Here is a 15,287-nt window from a genome sequence, read left to right on the forward strand (position 1 = left end):
CTTCATATGTGCTTCACCGGCAACCCGGGCACCGGAAAGACGACAGTGGCGATGCGCATGGCCGAGGTGCTGAAGCAACTCGGCTACGTGCGCAAGGGCCACCTCGTGGCGGTGACGCGCGACGACCTCGTTGGCCAGTTCATCGGCCACACGGCGCCGAAGACGAAAGAAGTGGTGAAGAAGGCGATGGGAGGCGTGCTGTTCATCGACGAGGCCTACTACCTCTACAAGCCCGAGAATGAGCGCGACTACGGGCAGGAGTCGATCGAGATCCTGCTGCAGGTGATGGAGAACAACCGCGACGACCTGGTCGTGATCCTCGCCGGCTACAAGGACCGCATGGACACCTTCTTCGGCAGCAACCCGGGGATGGCGTCGCGTGTCGCGCATCACATCAACTTCCCCGACTACGCCGAAGCCGAGCTGATGCGGATCGCCCAGTTGATGCTCAAGCAGCTGAACTACAGCTTCGATAGCGCAGCCGGGCCAGCCTTTGCGCGCTACCTGAGCCTGCGCAAGGAACAGCCGCACTTCGCGAATGCGCGTTCGATCCGCAATGCGCTGGACCGGATCCGGTTGCGGCATGCGACGCGACTGTTCTCGGCGGACACGGCGTTGACGCGGGAACAGCTGTGCACGCTGCAGGCCGAGGACGTGCTCGCGAGTCGCGTGTTCGCGACACAGCCTTCAGCAGGGGGAACGGCATGAGCATCGACGCCCTGATCTTCGATGTGGACGGCACGCTGGCCGACACCGAGGAAGCGCACCGCGTGGCCTTCAACCTGGCGTTTGAGCGCCAGAGCCTCGGCTGGTACTGGTCGCCGGCAGCGTATCGGTGCCTGCTCGAGGTGACCGGCGGCAAGGAGCGGCTATGTCACCACATCGATGCGCTCAACCTCGCCGACGCCGAGCGGCGGCGGCTGCTCGCCCTGGTGCCCGCGCTCCATGCCGATAAGACGAAGTTCTACACGGCGATGGTCCGGGACGGCGGTGTGCCCTTGCGGCCCGGCGTGGCAAGGCTCATGGACGAAGCGCTCACTGCGGGCTGCCGGCTGGCCATCGCCAGCACGACCAGCGCAGCGAACGTCGATGCGTTGCTGTCCGCCGCCCTCGGTGCGCGCGGCTTCGACCTGTTCAGCGTGATCGCGTGCGGTGATCGCGTGCAGGCCAAGAAGCCGGCGCCCGACATCTATGCGTTGGCGCTGCGCAACCTGGGCATCGGGCCGGCGTCCGCAGTGGCCATCGAAGACTCCCTCAACGGACTGCGGTCCGCCCGCGCGGCCGGGATCTGGACGCTGATGACGCCAACCTGCTGGAGCGATGGCGCCGACTTTGGCGACGCCGGCCTGGTGCTCCCGAATCTCGGTGACGTCGACGCGCCGCTGCAGGGAGAGCCCGGCCATCTTCTGCGCGACGCAGCCTGGCTCGGCCTGCCCGAACTCACTCGCCTCGCGACCGCTGCCCACACTGCCACCAACGCCACCACGCTGCGCCCCCGTCACCAGGAGAGCTTCCGATGAGCAGCCATCCCCGCATTGCACCGAGCCTGCTGTCGGCCGATTTCGCCCATCTCGGCGACGAGGTCGAGGCCGTCATCAAGGCCGGTGCCGACCTGATCCATTTCGACGTGATGGACAACCACTACGTGCCGAACCTAAGTGTCGGCCCGATGGTGTGCGAGGCCATCCGCCCGCACTGCATGCGGGATGGTATTCCCGTGCCCATCGACGTGCATCTCATGGCGCGACCGGTCGATGCGCTGATACCGCTCTTCGCCCAGGCGGGCGCGTCCATTGTCTCGTTCCATCCCGAGGCGAGCGAGCATGTGCACCGAACGGTGCGTCTGATTCGGTCGCTCGGCATCAAGGCCGGGCTGGTGCTCAACCCGGCGACTCCGCTGCACTGGCTCGACCACGTGCTCGACGAACTCGACCTGGTGCTGCTGATGTCGGTCAACCCAGGCTTCGGCGGACAGGCCTTCATCGATAGTGTGCTGCCGAAGATCGAATCGGTGCGCCGCCGGATCGACGCCAGCGGCCGGGACGTGTGGCTCGAAATCGACGGCGGCATCAACGCCGGCAACGCGCGCCGTGCGGTCGACGCCGGCGCAGACACGCTCGTCGTCGGGTCGGCCGTGTTCGGGAACAAGGACTATCGCGCGGCGATCGCCGCCATCCGCGACTCCGCACCGTTGCGTCTGGCGAGGCCGGCGTGATGAGCTTCCAGGCGATCGCCTTCGACCTGGACGGCACGCTGGTGGACAGCGCCGGCGGCATCGCGCTGGCGCTCAACACGGCGCTGCGCGAAGCCGATCTGCCTTGCTTCGACCTGCAGCGCGTACGCGGCTGGATCGGCCAGGGGCCTGACGTGCTGATCGAGCGGGCGCTGAGCGCCATCGACCTGCAGGATGTCGACCTCGAACGGCTGTCGGATCGCCTGCGCTGCGACTTCGACGCGGTGACGCTGCGGCGGCCGTTCGCCGACAGCTCGGTCTATGCGGGTGTCGAAGATCTGTTGAAGCAATTCGGACGCGACCACGTGCCGCTGGCGGTGGTCACCAACAAGCCGACCGACCTGGCACGGGCCGTGCTGGAGGGAGCCGGGTTGCTCGGTCATTTCGCCGCCGTGCATGGCGCCGACACGGCCGCCCTGCGCAAACCTTCGCCACTGCTGATCGAGCAGGCCGCCCAGGTCCTGGGTACGCACCCGCGGCACATGCTGATGGTCGGCGACGCGGCCACCGATTGCCAGGCCGCGCGCGCCGCCGGATGCCGCGCCGCCTGGGCCGGGTGGGGCTATGGCCTGCTCGGCAGCGAACCGGTCGGGCCCGTCTGGCGCCTCGAGAGGCCCGCGGACCTGCTGGTCCGCATGGGCCCGCCGCGAGCCCTTGGACACTGAATCAACTACCTGGAGATACGCCCATGCCCACCGGAGGAAAGTCTACTCTCACCCAGTTCCTGATCGAGGAACGTCGCCGGTTTCCGGAGGCCACCGGTGACCTGAACGCACTGGTGACCGATGTGTCCCTGGCCTGCAAGTCCATCTCGCGCAAGGTCGCGTATGGATCGCTCGGCGGCGTCCTGGGCAGCGCCGGCACCGCCAACGTCCAGGGCGAGGAACAGAAGACCCTGGACGTGTTGAGCAACACGATGTTTCTGCGAGCGAGCGAGTGGGGTGGTCACCTGGCTGGCATGGCGTCGGAAGAAATGGAAGCGCCCTATCCACTGCCCCCCGAGCATCCGCGTGGCAAGTACCTGTTGTTGTTCGATCCGCTTGACGGCTCGTCGAACATCGACGTCAACGTCTCGGTGGGCAGCATCTTCTCCGTGCTGCGTGCGGTCACGCCGGGTGCCGACCCCGCGACCGCGGACTTCCTGCAGCCGGGAACGCAGCAGGTCTGTGCCGGCTACGCGATCTACGGGCCGTCGACCATGCTGGTCCTGACGATGGGCCGCGGCACGCATGCCTTCACTCTCGACCCCTTGCTGGGCGAGTGGGTGCTGAGCCATCCGGACCTGCAGATACCGCCGCGCACCCAGGAGTTCGCGATCAACGCGTCGAACAGCCGGTTCTGGGAGCCGGCCGTCAAGCGCTACGTGGACGAATGCATGGCGGGCCAGTCCGGCGCACGTGCGGCCGACTTCAACATGCGCTGGATCGCATCGCTGGTCGCCGAGGCGCATCGCATCCTGATGCGCGGCGGCGTCTTTCTCTACCCGCGCGACACCCGCGAGCCGGCGCGCGAAGGGCGCCTGCGCCTGCTCTACGAAGCCAGCCCGATCTCGTTCCTGATCGAGCAGGCCGGCGGCGGCGCCAGCACCGGCCGCTCGCGGCTCATGGAGGTCGTGCCGGATGCGCTGCACCAGCGCATCGGCTTCGTGTTCGGCTCGGCGCAGGAGGTGTCGCGCATCGAGGCCTACCACCGCGACGAGCCGCCGCGCGCTTTCGATTCGCCCCTGTTCGGCCACCGCGGCCTGTTCGCGACCGCCTGAAACCCGCACCGACTCACCGCATCGAAGAAATCCCATGTCTGCCAAGCACCCCATCATCGCCATCACCGGATCGTCCGGTGCGGGCACCACCTCGGTGACCCGCACGTTCGAGAACATCTTCAGGCGCGAGAACGTGGAGGCTGCCGTCGTCGAGGGCGACAGCTTCCATCGCTACGACCGCCAGTCGATGAAGGTCGCCATGGCCAAGGCCGAAGCCGAGGAGCGGCCCCATTTCAGCCACTTCGGCGAGGACGCCAACCTGTTCGAGGATCTGCAGCAACTCTTCCGGAGCTATTCCGAAACCGGCAACGGAATGAGCCGAAAGTACCTGCACAACGAGGAAGAGGCGCAGCCCTTTGCGCAGCCGCCGGGCACCTTCACGCCGTGGCAGTCGCTTGCGACCAGCGACGTCCTGTTCTACGAGGGCCTGCACGGCGGCGTGACGACGGACACGGTGGACATCGCGCGGTTCACCGACCTGCTGATCGGCGTCGTGCCGGTGATCAACCTCGAGTGGATCCAGAAGATCCACCGTGACCGCAGCACGCGCGGCTATTCGACCGAGGCGGTGACCGACGTGATCCTGCGCCGAATGCACGAGTACGTGCACTACATCTGTCCGCAGTTCACGCGTACGCACATCAACTTTCAGCGCGTGCCGGTCGTCGACACCTCCGACCCCTTCGTGGCGCGCACGATCCCGACGGCCGACGAGAGCCTGGTGGTGATCCGCTTCGCCAATCCGCGCGGCTTCGACTTCCCGTACCTGTTGTCGATGCTTCACGACTCGTTCATGTCGCGCGCCAACACCCTGGTCGTGCCCGGCGGAAAGATGGAGCTCGCGATGCAGCTGATCTTCACGCCGATGATCATGCGCCTGGTCGAGCGTCGCAAGAACCTGCTGGGCGCCTGAGGGAGCGAGCACCATGAATATGCAATACACCGATCCCATGCCGCGGGCAGTCTGCGCCAATGCGCTGCGGGTTTTGGCGATGGACGCCGTGCAGACTGCGAATTCCGGCCACCCGGGCATGCCGATGGGCATGGCCGACATTGCAGAAACGCTGTGGCGGCATCATTTGCGCCACGATCCGTCGGATCCAGCCTGGCTGGACCGCGACCGGTTCGTGCTCTCGAACGGCCACGGCTCCATGCTGCTGTATGCGCTGCTGCACCTGAGCGGCTATGCGTTGCCCATGGACGAGCTCAAGAGATTCCGCCAGCTGCATTCGTGCACCCCGGGGCACCCGGAGATCGGCTTGACGCCGGGCGTCGAAACCACGACCGGGCCCCTGGGGCAAGGCCTGGCCAACGCGGTCGGCATGGCGCTGGCGGAAAAGCTGCTCGCGCAGGAATTCAACCGTCCGGGSCACACCATTGTCGACCATCGCACCTATGTGTTCCTGGGCGACGGATGCCTCATGGAGGGCATCAGCCATGAAGCCTGCTCGCTCGCCGGCACCTGGGGTCTGCGCAAGCTGGTGGCCTTCTATGACGACAACGGCATCTCGATCGACGGCGACGTCGCCGGTTGGTTCACCGACGACACCCCGAGGCGCTTCGAAGCCTATGGCTGGACCGTGGTGCGCGGCGTGGACGGGCACGACACCGAAGCGCTTGACCGTGCGATGGCAACGGCGCTGAACGCCGACAAGCCGGTGCTGGTGTGCTGCCGGACGACCATCGGGCAGGGTTCGCCGAACCGCGCCGGCACCGCAGATGTCCATGGCGCGCCGCTCGGGGCCGACGAGGTCGCGAAGACGCGGGCGGCGCTGGACTGGCACGACGAGCCTTTCGTGATTCCGCAGCCCGTGCAGCAAGCCTGGTCGGCGGTTGCACGCGGCGCGCGCCTGAACGCGGCCTGGCAACGGTCGTTCACCGCCTACGCCGCTGCGCATCCCGACCTGGCGGCCGAGTTTCTGCGCCGGCAGGCGCGCGATGCGGCGCCGGCGCCCTCAACAGAGGCTGCGCTGTCGGCCGCTTGCACCGCGGCCGAGGGCGCCCGCGCGGCGGTCGCCACCCGCAAGGCTTCCCAGGATGCGCTGCAGTTCATTGGCCCGGCCAGTCCCGAACTGCTGGGTGGTTCGGCCGACCTGACCGGGTCCAACCTCACCGACTGGCGGGGCCATCGCCCCCTGCTCGGCAAGGGCACGGGCAACCACGTGCACTACGGCGTGCGCGAGTTCGCCATGTCAGCGGTCATGAACGGCCTGGCGCTGCACGGTGGCTATCGACCCTTCGGCGGGACGTTCCTGGCGTTCTCCGACTACGCGCGCAACGGCATCCGGATGTCATCGCTGATGAAGCTGCCGGTGATCTACGTCTTCACCCACGATTCGATCGGCCTCGGCGAGGACGGCCCCACGCACCAGCCGGTCGAGCATGCGTCCAGCCTGCGACTGATTCCCGGCGTGGACGTGTGGCGCCCGGGCGATGCGACCGAGACTGTCGTTGCCTGGCGCGAAGCGCTGCGCCGCGTCGACGGCCCGAGCTGCCTGCTGCTCACGCGCCAGGCCCTGCCGCACGCCGGAAGCGCGACGCCGCGGCTCGAGTCGATCGGCCGTGGCGGCTACGTGTTGCGGCGCTCTGCGGGTGAACAGGTGGTGCTGCTGGCCAGTGGCTCGGAATTGGGCGTCGCGATGGCGGCCGCAGAGCTGCTGGCTGCACGAGGCATTGCCTCGCGCATCGTGTCGATGCCCTGCATGGACGTGTTCGAGCGCCAGGAAGCGGCCTACCGGCGGGATGTGATTCCGCGCCATCTGCCGCGCCTCGCGATCGAGGCCGGGTGCACGGCGCTCTGGTGGAAGCTCGTGGGCGAGGAGGGCGATGTCGTGGGCATCGATCGCTTTGGCGAATCGGCACCGGCCGCCGCGCTCTTCAAGCTCTTCGGCATCACCGCGGACGCGGTGGCGGACCGGGCATGGGCATTGGTCCGGCGAGCCCCCGCGGCGGATCCCGCTTCGTCCGGTCCTTCAGCTGATTTCTCTTCCCTTTCCCATCAAGCATCATGACCCTGAGAGTTGCCATCAATGGCTACGGCCGCATCGGCCGCAACGTGCTGCGTGCATTGTTCGAGTCGCCGTCCCACGGCAATGGCGAAGCGATCCGTATCGTCGCCATCAATGACCTGGGCGATGCGAGGACCAATGCCCACCTGACCCGCCATGACACCACGCATGGCCGCTTCGCGGTGCCGGTGCGCCACGAGGGCGACTGCCTCGTGGTGGGTGAGCAGCGCATCCAGGTGAGATCGGCGCGAAATCCGGCGGAGCTGCCCTGGAAGTCGCTCGGAATTGATCTGGTCATGGAGTGCACCGGGCTTTTCACCACCAAGGCGCGGGCCAGTGCCCATCTCGCCGCTGGCGCCGGCAAGGTGCTGATCAGCGCGCCCGGCGGCGCCGATGTGGATGCAACGATCGTCTACGGGGTCAATCACGGCACGCTGCGGCCGGCACACACGGTGGTTTCGAACGCTTCGTGCACCACCAATTGCCTGGCGCCGGTCGCGCAGGTGTTGCACGGCACGGTCGGTATCGAGAACGGCCTCATGACCACGATCCACAGCTACACGAACGACCAGGTCTTGACCGATCTCTACCACGAGGACCTGCGCCGCGCGCGCTCGGCCACGCAGTCGATGATCCCGACACGCACCGGTGCGGCTGCGGCGGTCGGCCTGGTGCTGCCGGCGCTCGCGGGGCGCCTCGACGGCTTCGCGGTGCGCGTGCCGACCCTCAACGTGTCGATGGTCGACCTGAGCTTCAGCGCCGGCCGGGCGACCACCGTGGACGAGATCAATGGGCTGATGCGCGAAGCTGCCGCAGCCGGTCCGCTCGCGGGCGTGCTCGGTTATAGCGACGAGCCGCTGGTGTCGGTGGACTTCAACCACGATTCGAGGTCGAGCATCTTCGACGCGACCTGCACCAAGGTATCGGGTCGGCTCGTGAAGGTTTGCGCCTGGTACGACAACGAATGGGGCTTCTCCAACCGCATGCTTGACACCGCGTGTGCGATGGCGCAGGCCTGAGAAAAACCGCCACCATGAAGCTCAAGACTCTGGCGTCTGTCGCCCTGCGAGGGCGCCGCGTGTTCATCCGCTGCGACCTGAACGTGCCTCTGGACACCGCGGGGCGCATCACGGACGACACCCGCATCCGTGCCAGTCTCGGCTGCATCCGCCACGCGCTGGGCGAGGGCGCACGCGTGATGGTTGCCTCGCATCTGGGGCGGCCGCACGAAGGCGCGCTGGCTGCCGGCGAATCGCTGGCACCGGTGGCCCGACGCCTGGGCGAGTTGCTCGGCATGCCAGTGCCGCTGGTGTGCGATTGGCTCGACGGCGGCTTCGAGGTGACCGAAGGCCGCGTCGTCTTGCTCGAGAATTGTCGCGCCAACCTGGGCGAGAAGGCCAACGCGCTGGCACTGGCTGCGCGCATGGCGAAGCTGTGCGACGTCTATGTCAATGATGCCTTCGGCACCGCGCACCGCGCCGAAGCCACGACCGAGGCGCTGGCTCGACTGGCCCCCGAGGCCTGTGCCGGTCCGCTGATGGCTTCCGAACTCGAAGCCCTGGGCCGCGCGCTGGCCGACCCGGCGCGGCCAATGGCCGCCATCGTCGGCGGCGCAAAGGTGTCGACCAAATTGTCGATCCTGAATGCGCTGGCCGCGCGGGTCGATGTCCTGGCGGTGGGCGGCGGCATGGCCAACACCTTTCTTCTGGCGGACGGCAAGGCCGTGGGACGGTCGCTCTGCGAGCCCGGCATGGTGGCCGCGGCGCGCGAAGTCGTGGCCACGCTGGCGGCCCGTGGCGCACGGCTGTTCGTGCCGGTCGACGTGATCACGGCCAGGGAACTTTCGGCGGCCGCGGCCACCCGCATCTGCGGCGTCGACGCCATTGCACCGGACGAGATGGTCTTCGACTACGGGCCGGAATCGGTGCGCCTGCTGCTAGGGGAACTGGCCGCCTGCAAGACCGTTTTGTGGAATGGCCCGCTGGGCGTGTTCGAGATCGACGCGTTCGCCGGTGGAACCCGCGCGCTGGCGCAGGCCATCGCTGGTTCCGCCGCCTTCTCGATCGCAGGCGGCGGCGACACCGTGGCCGCCATCAACGCTTTCGACGTCGCCGACCGGATGGGCTACGTGTCCACAGCCGGCGGCGCCTTTCTCGAGTTCCTGGAAGGCAAGACCTTGCCGGCCGTGCGCGCGCTCCAGGAGCGTGCGCGTGAATCGCATTCCCTTTTTTGATCCACCGGAGACCCTATGGCCATGATTTCCTTGCGCAAGCTGCTGGACCACGCCGCCCAGTGCGGCTACGGCGTGCCTGCCTTCAACGTCAACAACCTGGAGCAGATCCAGGCCATCATGCAGGCCGCCGAGAAGACCGACAGCCCGGTCATCCTGCAGGCCTCGGCCGGCGCGCGCAAATACGCGGGTGAGCCGTTCCTGCGCAAGATGGTCGAGGCTGCGGCCGAGATGTACCCGGGCATCCCGATCGTCATGCACCAGGACCACGGCTCGAGTCCGGCCGTCTGCATCCGCTCGATCCGCTCCGGCTTCACCAGCGTCATGATGGACGGTTCGCTTCAGGAAGATGCGAAGACGCCGGCCAGCTATGAATACAACGTCGACGTCACCCGTCGCGTGGTCGAGATGGCACACGCGGTGGGCGTGTCGGTCGAAGGCGAGCTCGGTTGTCTTGGATCGCTCGAATCGGGCCTGGCCGGTGAGGAAGATGGCGTGGGGGCGGTCGGCGTGCTGTCGCACGACCAGTTGCTGACCGACCCCGATGAAGCGGCGGATTTCGTGGCGCGTACCGGCGTCGATGCGTTGGCGATTGCCATCGGTACGTCGCATGGCGCGTACAAGTTCAGCCGCCAGCCCACCGGCGATATCCTCGCGATCGATCGCATCAAGGCCATCCACGCGCGCATTCCCGACACCCATCTCGTCATGCATGGCTCGTCGTCGGTGCCACAAGAGTGGCTTCAGATCATCCGCGAGCATGGCGGCGAGATCAAGGAAACCTACGGTGTACCGGTGGCCGAGATCTGCGAAGGGATCCGTCATGGCGTGCGCAAGATCAACATCGACACCGACATCCGCTTGGCGATGACAGGCGCGCTGCGTCGCGCGATGACCAGGAACCCGCGGGAATTCGATCCCCGCAGGTTCCTCAAGGATGCGACATTGGCCGCACGTGATCTCTGCGTGGACCGCTTCGAGGCGTTTGGCTGTGCCGGCCAGGCCGCACATATCTGATCAAGAGCCGGGCGGCCAATGGCAATCTTGCGTTCTGTCGCAGTAGCGACGAGGAGTCCAGTGAAGCCGGGCCGTCAGCTGTTCAAAAAGGCCAGCAGATAGAGCTTCGCCTTGGCGGCCGCGTCGGGCGTGATGCCGAGCACGTTGACGACTTTGCGGCTGGCCGTGTCGAAGCCATCACCGCGACTCTCACGCCGCTGGCTCCACTTTCATCTGTCGGCACCGCGGCCCTGCCAGGGTCTTCGTGCAGAGTTGGGCTCGCGTTCCAGCGATCCCCGCACCGCCACCGTCATGACCGGCTGTACAGCCAAACTGCGCTCGGTGCCGATCAGCAATATGTGCTTAGCGGCCGCGTCGGCGCGTGCCTGCAGCAGCCATCCGCTCGATGCAGCCTCTGTCGCACGGCGCCGCAGTCGGGCGTGGCACCGCGAGGGATCGGTCCAGCCAGGCCGCACATGCGCGCATCCGTCACGCCCCACACTCCGCGGCCGCGCAAATCCCCATAAACGTCGATTCTCTGAACCCCGCTGTGGCTTACTGCGCCTCTCCCGTCGTCGTCGTGCATCGCTCAGCGCCAGTTTCCGGGCATGTGTTGGACCACTGACCTCAATTCAGATCGAGGCCGGTCATCTGAATTAGTTCGGCCCACTTGCCAACTTCGCTTCGGATGAATGCGTCATAGCGCTCGGGAGATGAACTCACGATCTCAATGCCGATGCTAGCTTCCTCCGCGCGCATGGCACCGTTCATGGCTATGCACGCTGCATCGTACAATGTGCCGACCCGCGATGGGGGCGTCCCCCGTGGCACGGACAGCCCGGCCCATGCAGTAGCCTCGAAGCCAGGGAATCCGCACTCGATGACGGTGGGAACGGCATCCAGCACCGCAATGCGCTGGAGACTGCTCACGGCGAGCGCACACACGCGTTGCCGCCGTATCCATGGCAGTGCCTGGTCGGGATTGGTGAACATCAGGGGCAAGCGGCCGCTCAACAACTCGTTGAAGGCGGGCGCCCCTCCTTGGTAGGGCACGTGGACCATGTCGATTTTCGCACGCTGCTTGAGCATTTCCATGGCGAGATGCCCCGATGATCCTTTACCCGCACTCGCGTATGCCAGCCGGCCCGGATGCGCGTGCGCTTCGTCGACGAGCGCGGCCAGGCTTCGTGCCTGCAGCGAGGGATGCGCGACAAGCACGTTCGTGGTGGCCGCGACTTGCGTGACATGGACGAAGTCAGTGCGGATGTCGATAGCACGTTCCGGGTGCAGCGCTTGCTGGACGGCGTCGCCGGACGACGACAGAAGCACAGTGTTCCCGTCGGGTGCCGCGCGCGCGACGAATGCGGCGGCAATGGCGCCGCCTGCGCCCGGCCGGTTCTCGACAATCACTGGCCGCCCGAGGGCCGGCTGCATGCCCCGGGCCAGCCGGCGCGCGAGCAGATCCGAGGAACCGCCGGGTGGCGCGGCGACGACGAGGCGCACGATGCCTGTGTCGCCCGCCCAGGCGCTGGACGCCCGCACCACGCCCGCCGCGGCAAGGCCCAGCAATGCGAGGAATGCCGCGCGGCGCCGCGGCTCGCCGTACCAACCAACAGGCAGTTCGCCTACGATCGGGGCCGTTGCACACACCTTCTGATTTCCGATCAATTCCATGCGAGAAACAGCCTCGGTTCTTCTCAATCGAATACTGGCGCGCGGCAAATTCCGCCACATCCAAATTCTGCTCAAGGTGGCGGAGCTGGGCAGCATCCAGCGCGCCGCTGAACAGATCGGGCTGGCACAACCAAGCGTAACGCAAACCCTCGCAAGCCTCGAAAGCCTACTGCAGACAAGGCTGTTCGAACGGCATGCGCGCGGTGTGCGCCCGACCCCGGCCTGCCTTGACATACTTCCGGTCGCGCGCCAGTTGATGCAGGTCGCCGCGGAAAGCGCGGAGATCGTCTTCGCGCGCCAGGACAAAGGTGCGAGCGTCGTCCGGGTCGTGGCGTCGGCCTCTGCGATGAACGGGATCCTGTTGAAGGCGCTGCCGGCGTTCTGCCGCGCATCTCCGGCGATCAGGATCCAAATCCGCGAGGCCGAAGGCGACGATCTCCTGCTGGCCGTGACGCGGCGAGAGGTCGACATTGTGGTCTGTCGGCGGCCCGCCGTGCTTCCTGATGGCTGGTCTTTCACGCCCGTGCAGGACGACCGGCTGGCCGTGATCTGCGCGGCAAGCCACCGTCTGGCGGCGATGCGCCGCGTCACATGGAGGTCCGCTTGGCGTGAACGGTGGTTGCTGTCGCCCGCGGGCTCGATCGCGCGGCAGGTGTTCGACGGCCTATGCGAGCAAGCGCCGGCGAACGTGAGCACCCATCCGGTCATCACGCGCAGCCACACGCTCATTCGCCGGCTGCTCGACGAGGAAGGGTTGCTGGGTTTCGTGCCCTGGAGTTTCGTGCGCGACCTGCTGGACGCTGGTGCGATCGCGGAGTTGCCGCTGCCTGGTCTGCCACCTATGCCCGGACTCGGCGTGCTCGCGCGGCACGGCGATTCGCGCGACTCCACCTTGCGCATGCTTCGCTTCTTGGCCGCCATTCCGATCACTAGCTATAGGCAATTCGAATAGCTCGCTTTAATTTCCGATTTGTCACCTGTCTGCGGATCCCGAACACTCCGCGGACCCCCGGTAATTCAAAACAAAGGAGACAAGTGAAATACGAAGCATCGGCCCGATGGGGCCTGAACCGCGTTGCGCTACTCGTGAACAGGGCATGGAGGCTGCTGGCGATGGTGACCGTCGCGGGAACCCTCGCGGCCTGTGGCGGCGGCAGCAGTAACGGCGCCGGATTTCCCTCGATCGTTTCGCCCACGACACCGGCGCCCGTGGCTACAACGCCGCCGGTCGCAACGAAGCTCACCTGTGACGACTCGATCGCCGCCAATTTCAAGCCAGACGCCAGCACGTCAGTGCTCGTGGTGCATGCATTCAAGGCCGGTGACCGGATCGCGCTCTCCGGCACGCCRGCGTCTCCGACGCCACCAGTCGCGGGAGTGGACATGTGCTTCGTCAAACTGCTTGTCGGTCCCGGGAACCCCGGACCGGCCGGTGCACCGTCGACTTCGGCAGGCATAGGCATCGAGGTGTGGCTGCCTGCACCATCGGCGTGGAATCGCGTCATTCGCGCGATGGGCAGCGGCGGCTGGGCCGGAGGCACACACGCCGACCCGACGCAGATCGGGTCGCGCGCCCAGTTCTTGCCGGCTGTTAGCAAGGGTTACGTCGTCGCGGCGTCCGATCACGGCCATGCGCTGCTCAACAACGGCTCTTTTGCGATGAATCCCGACGGCACCATTAATACGGTGCTTTGGCAGGACTTCGCCGAGCGCAGCCTGCACGAGATGTCAGTGAAGACCAAGGCGCTCGCCAAGGCTTACTATGGCGAAGCGCAAACCTATGCCTACTGGGACGGCTTCTCGACGGGCGGACGCCAGGGCTTCAAGCTGGCCCAGAAATATCCGAACGACTTCAGCGGCATCCTGGCCGGCGCGCCGGCCTTCAATTGGACAAAGTTCATCACGGCCGAACTCTACCCGCAGGTGGCGATGCAGCGCGAATTGGGCACGCCGATGGCCGCGTCAAAGATCGCCCTCGTCAGCGGCGCGGCCGTCACGGCGTGCGACACTCTGGGGCTGGGCTTCCTGGCTGATCCGCTCCAATGCCGTTACGACCCTACGAAGGATGCGAATGTGCTGTGCGCGGGCGTGGCCGGTAACGGTGTGACGGGCGCAAGCGCCAGTGCGTCGTGCGTCAGCCTCGCCGAAGCGCGCGTAATCAACCAGATCTGGTACGGACAGACCGTCACAGGCACCTTTCCCGACCCCGCGGTCGACAACGGCGCTGGCCTCACGCAAAGCAGCTCCGACCAGCTCTGGTGGGGACTGACGCGGGGGACCAACCTAGCCCTGTCGTTGGCCGGCGCGACCCCGTTCGCGATCGCAACCGACCAGGTTGCGCTGGAGCTCCAGGATCCGGCCTACGCCGGCAACACGTTCACGAATGCGACCGGCAACGGAACCAGCAAGTGGAAGTCGCTCGACTATGCAATGTTGGCGGCCGCATCAGCACGAGGTGTCGCTTTGCAGAGCGCGTTCAGCCAGATCAACACGGACAATCCAGACCTCGGCGCGTGGCGGGATGCAGGCGGAAAGCTCCTGACCTATCACGGCCTGGCCGACGACAAGATCATGCCTCAGGGCTCGCTCAACTACTTCTATCGCGTTGCAGCAACGATGGGCGGAACGGCGGCTGTGCAGACCTTCGATCGACTGTTCCTGATTCCCGGCCTCGCACACGACAGCACATTCTCGACGAGCGCTTCGATAAACCCGTCAACCAACGCGAACCTCGATGGCGCCAAGGTGCCGCTGCCGCAGTACGTCAACGGCCGCGACGAACTCTTCGTGGCCTTGCGCAAATGGGTGGAGCAAGGCGTTGCACCTGCACGTATCGACGTGAGCTCGGCGGACGGCAGCATCGCCATGCCGCTGTGCCTGTACCCGCAGAAGGCGACATATGCGGGACCTGGATCGGTCAAGGCCGCTGCCAGTTACGACTGCCGTTAGTCACGGAAGCAAAGAGGGTCTTGTGGAATTCGGTAGCGCTCATAGAGATGTCGCTCTGCTTCAGCCGTCGAGCGCTTTCCACATTTGACCGTCGCGGCCGGCTGTCCAGATGCGCGGATGTCATCCGGTCATAACGAACGGTTAAGCAGTCGTCGAAGATGACCCAGTGAACGTACTTGGGCTTCAGGGCAGTGTAGGTGTCCTTGTAGACGGCGTTCAGGTCCCTACCCACGGCAACGCCGGACGCACCCTTGGGGATGCCTGATCTTCAGCAGGATAAGGATCTGTAGGCGGCGGAATACATGAATGCGACACATGCCAAAGGCTCGGAAGAGTACGACGCCTTCCTCAATCTGGTCGACTTCAAATGGCTCATGGCTGGCGTGGGCTGGCGGGTCGATCTGTCGCGCCTGCAGAGCGATGGCGCCTATATCGATG

General features: G+C 66.3%; 13 protein-coding genes. 12 read left to right on the top strand and 1 reads right to left on the bottom strand.

All coding sequences use genetic code 11. From position 1 onward, the window contains the following. The 10 genes from AC1D2K_RS14205 to fba form a co-directional block, all read left to right on the top strand. Nucleotides 1-708: AAA family ATPase (locus AC1D2K_RS14205; RefSeq protein ID WP_478089470.1), on the top strand; the 708-nt coding region annotated here is incomplete at its 5' end. Beyond that, nucleotides 705-1,520: an HAD-IA family hydrolase gene (locus AC1D2K_RS14210; protein WP_478089471.1), complete on the top strand. Its 816-nt coding sequence runs from the start codon at nt 705-707 to the stop codon at nt 1,518-1,520. The genes AC1D2K_RS14205 and AC1D2K_RS14210, both read left to right, overlap by 4 nt. Then, nucleotides 1,517-2,215, top strand: coding sequence for a ribulose-phosphate 3-epimerase (gene rpe / locus AC1D2K_RS14215; RefSeq protein ID WP_478089472.1), 699 nt, complete (start codon nt 1,517-1,519; stop codon nt 2,213-2,215). The genes AC1D2K_RS14210 and rpe overlap by 4 nt, the downstream gene beginning before the upstream one ends. Then, the gene (locus tag AC1D2K_RS14220) at nt 2,215-2,898 is read left to right on the top strand and encodes an HAD-IA family hydrolase (protein ID WP_478089473.1); all 684 of its coding nucleotides are present in this window, start codon (nt 2,215-2,217) and stop codon (nt 2,896-2,898) included. The genes rpe and AC1D2K_RS14220 overlap by 1 nt, the downstream gene beginning before the upstream one ends. Before the next feature lie 23 nt (nt 2,899-2,921). Then, nucleotides 2,922-3,992 carry a class 1 fructose-bisphosphatase gene (locus AC1D2K_RS14225; RefSeq protein ID WP_478089474.1) on the top strand — a complete coding sequence of 357 codons (1,071 nt, stop codon included), beginning with the start codon at nt 2,922-2,924 and terminating at the stop codon, nt 3,990-3,992. A 34-nt stretch (nt 3,993-4,026) separates the two neighbouring features. Continuing rightward, complete coding sequence (locus AC1D2K_RS14230) at nt 4,027-4,905, top strand: phosphoribulokinase (RefSeq protein ID WP_478089475.1); 879 nt, start codon at nt 4,027-4,029, stop codon at nt 4,903-4,905. Nucleotides 4,906-4,924: 19 nt separating this feature from the next. After that, entirely contained in the window at nt 4,925-7,003 is a 2,079-nt protein-coding gene (tkt, locus tag AC1D2K_RS14235; RefSeq protein ID WP_478089482.1) for a transketolase, read from the top strand. After that, nucleotides 7,000-8,019 carry a type I glyceraldehyde-3-phosphate dehydrogenase gene (gene gap, locus AC1D2K_RS14240; protein ID WP_478089476.1) on the top strand — a complete coding sequence of 340 codons (1,020 nt, stop codon included), beginning with the start codon at nt 7,000-7,002 and terminating at the stop codon, nt 8,017-8,019. Before tkt ends, gap begins: the two co-directional genes overlap by 4 nt. 14 nt (nt 8,020-8,033) lie before the next feature. Further along, the gene (locus AC1D2K_RS14245) at nt 8,034-9,233 is read left to right on the top strand and encodes a phosphoglycerate kinase (protein WP_478089477.1); all 1,200 of its coding nucleotides are present in this window, start codon (nt 8,034-8,036) and stop codon (nt 9,231-9,233) included. 15 nt (nt 9,234-9,248) lie between these two features. Further along, entirely contained in the window at nt 9,249-10,247 is a 999-nt protein-coding gene (gene fba / locus AC1D2K_RS14250; protein WP_478089478.1) for a class II fructose-bisphosphate aldolase, read from the top strand. A 606-nt stretch (nt 10,248-10,853) separates the two neighbouring features. Here the strand turns inward: fba and AC1D2K_RS14255 are convergent. After that, on the bottom strand, nt 10,854-11,900 hold the full coding sequence (locus AC1D2K_RS14255; protein ID WP_478089479.1) for a tripartite tricarboxylate transporter substrate-binding protein: 1,047 nt from the start codon (nt 11,898-11,900) through the stop codon (nt 10,854-10,856). Here AC1D2K_RS14255 and AC1D2K_RS14260 point away from each other — a divergent pair. Beyond that, nucleotides 11,899-12,852: a LysR family transcriptional regulator gene (locus tag AC1D2K_RS14260; RefSeq protein WP_478089480.1), complete on the top strand. Its 954-nt coding sequence runs from the start codon at nt 11,899-11,901 to the stop codon at nt 12,850-12,852. The genes AC1D2K_RS14255 and AC1D2K_RS14260 overlap by 2 nt on opposite strands. 83 nt (nt 12,853-12,935) lie before the next feature. Then, on the top strand, nt 12,936-14,849 hold the full coding sequence (locus AC1D2K_RS14265) for a tannase/feruloyl esterase family alpha/beta hydrolase (protein WP_478089481.1): 1,914 nt from the start codon (nt 12,936-12,938) through the stop codon (nt 14,847-14,849). The last annotated feature ends 438 nt before the right edge of the window (nt 14,850-15,287 follow it).

The sequence above is a fragment of the Variovorax sp. P1_H12_2 genome, from assembly GCF_056405335.1.

What these genes read in the sequence shown, in the direction of transcription:
- AC1D2K_RS14210 (WP_478089471.1), top strand. Translation starts at nt 705, where the DNA reads ATGAGCATCGACGCCCTGATCTTCGATGTGGACGGCACGCTGGCCGAC.
- rpe (WP_478089472.1), top strand. Translation starts at nt 1,517, where the DNA reads ATGAGCAGCCATCCCCGCATTGCACCGAGCCTGCTGTCGGCCGATTTC.
- AC1D2K_RS14220 (WP_478089473.1), top strand. Translation starts at nt 2,215, where the DNA reads ATGAGCTTCCAGGCGATCGCCTTCGACCTGGACGGCACGCTGGTGGAC.
- AC1D2K_RS14225 (WP_478089474.1), top strand. Translation starts at nt 2,922, where the DNA reads ATGCCCACCGGAGGAAAGTCTACTCTCACCCAGTTCCTGATCGAGGAA.
- AC1D2K_RS14230 (WP_478089475.1), top strand. Translation starts at nt 4,027, where the DNA reads ATGTCTGCCAAGCACCCCATCATCGCCATCACCGGATCGTCCGGTGCG.
- gap (WP_478089476.1), top strand. Translation starts at nt 7,000, where the DNA reads ATGACCCTGAGAGTTGCCATCAATGGCTACGGCCGCATCGGCCGCAAC.
- AC1D2K_RS14245 (WP_478089477.1), top strand. Translation starts at nt 8,034, where the DNA reads ATGAAGCTCAAGACTCTGGCGTCTGTCGCCCTGCGAGGGCGCCGCGTG.
- fba (WP_478089478.1), top strand. Translation starts at nt 9,249, where the DNA reads ATGGCCATGATTTCCTTGCGCAAGCTGCTGGACCACGCCGCCCAGTGC.
- AC1D2K_RS14260 (WP_478089480.1), top strand. Translation starts at nt 11,899, where the DNA reads ATGCGAGAAACAGCCTCGGTTCTTCTCAATCGAATACTGGCGCGCGGC.
- AC1D2K_RS14255 (WP_478089479.1), bottom strand. Translation starts at nt 11,900, where the DNA reads ATGGAATTGATCGGAAATCAGAAGGTGTGTGCAACGGCCCCGATCGTA.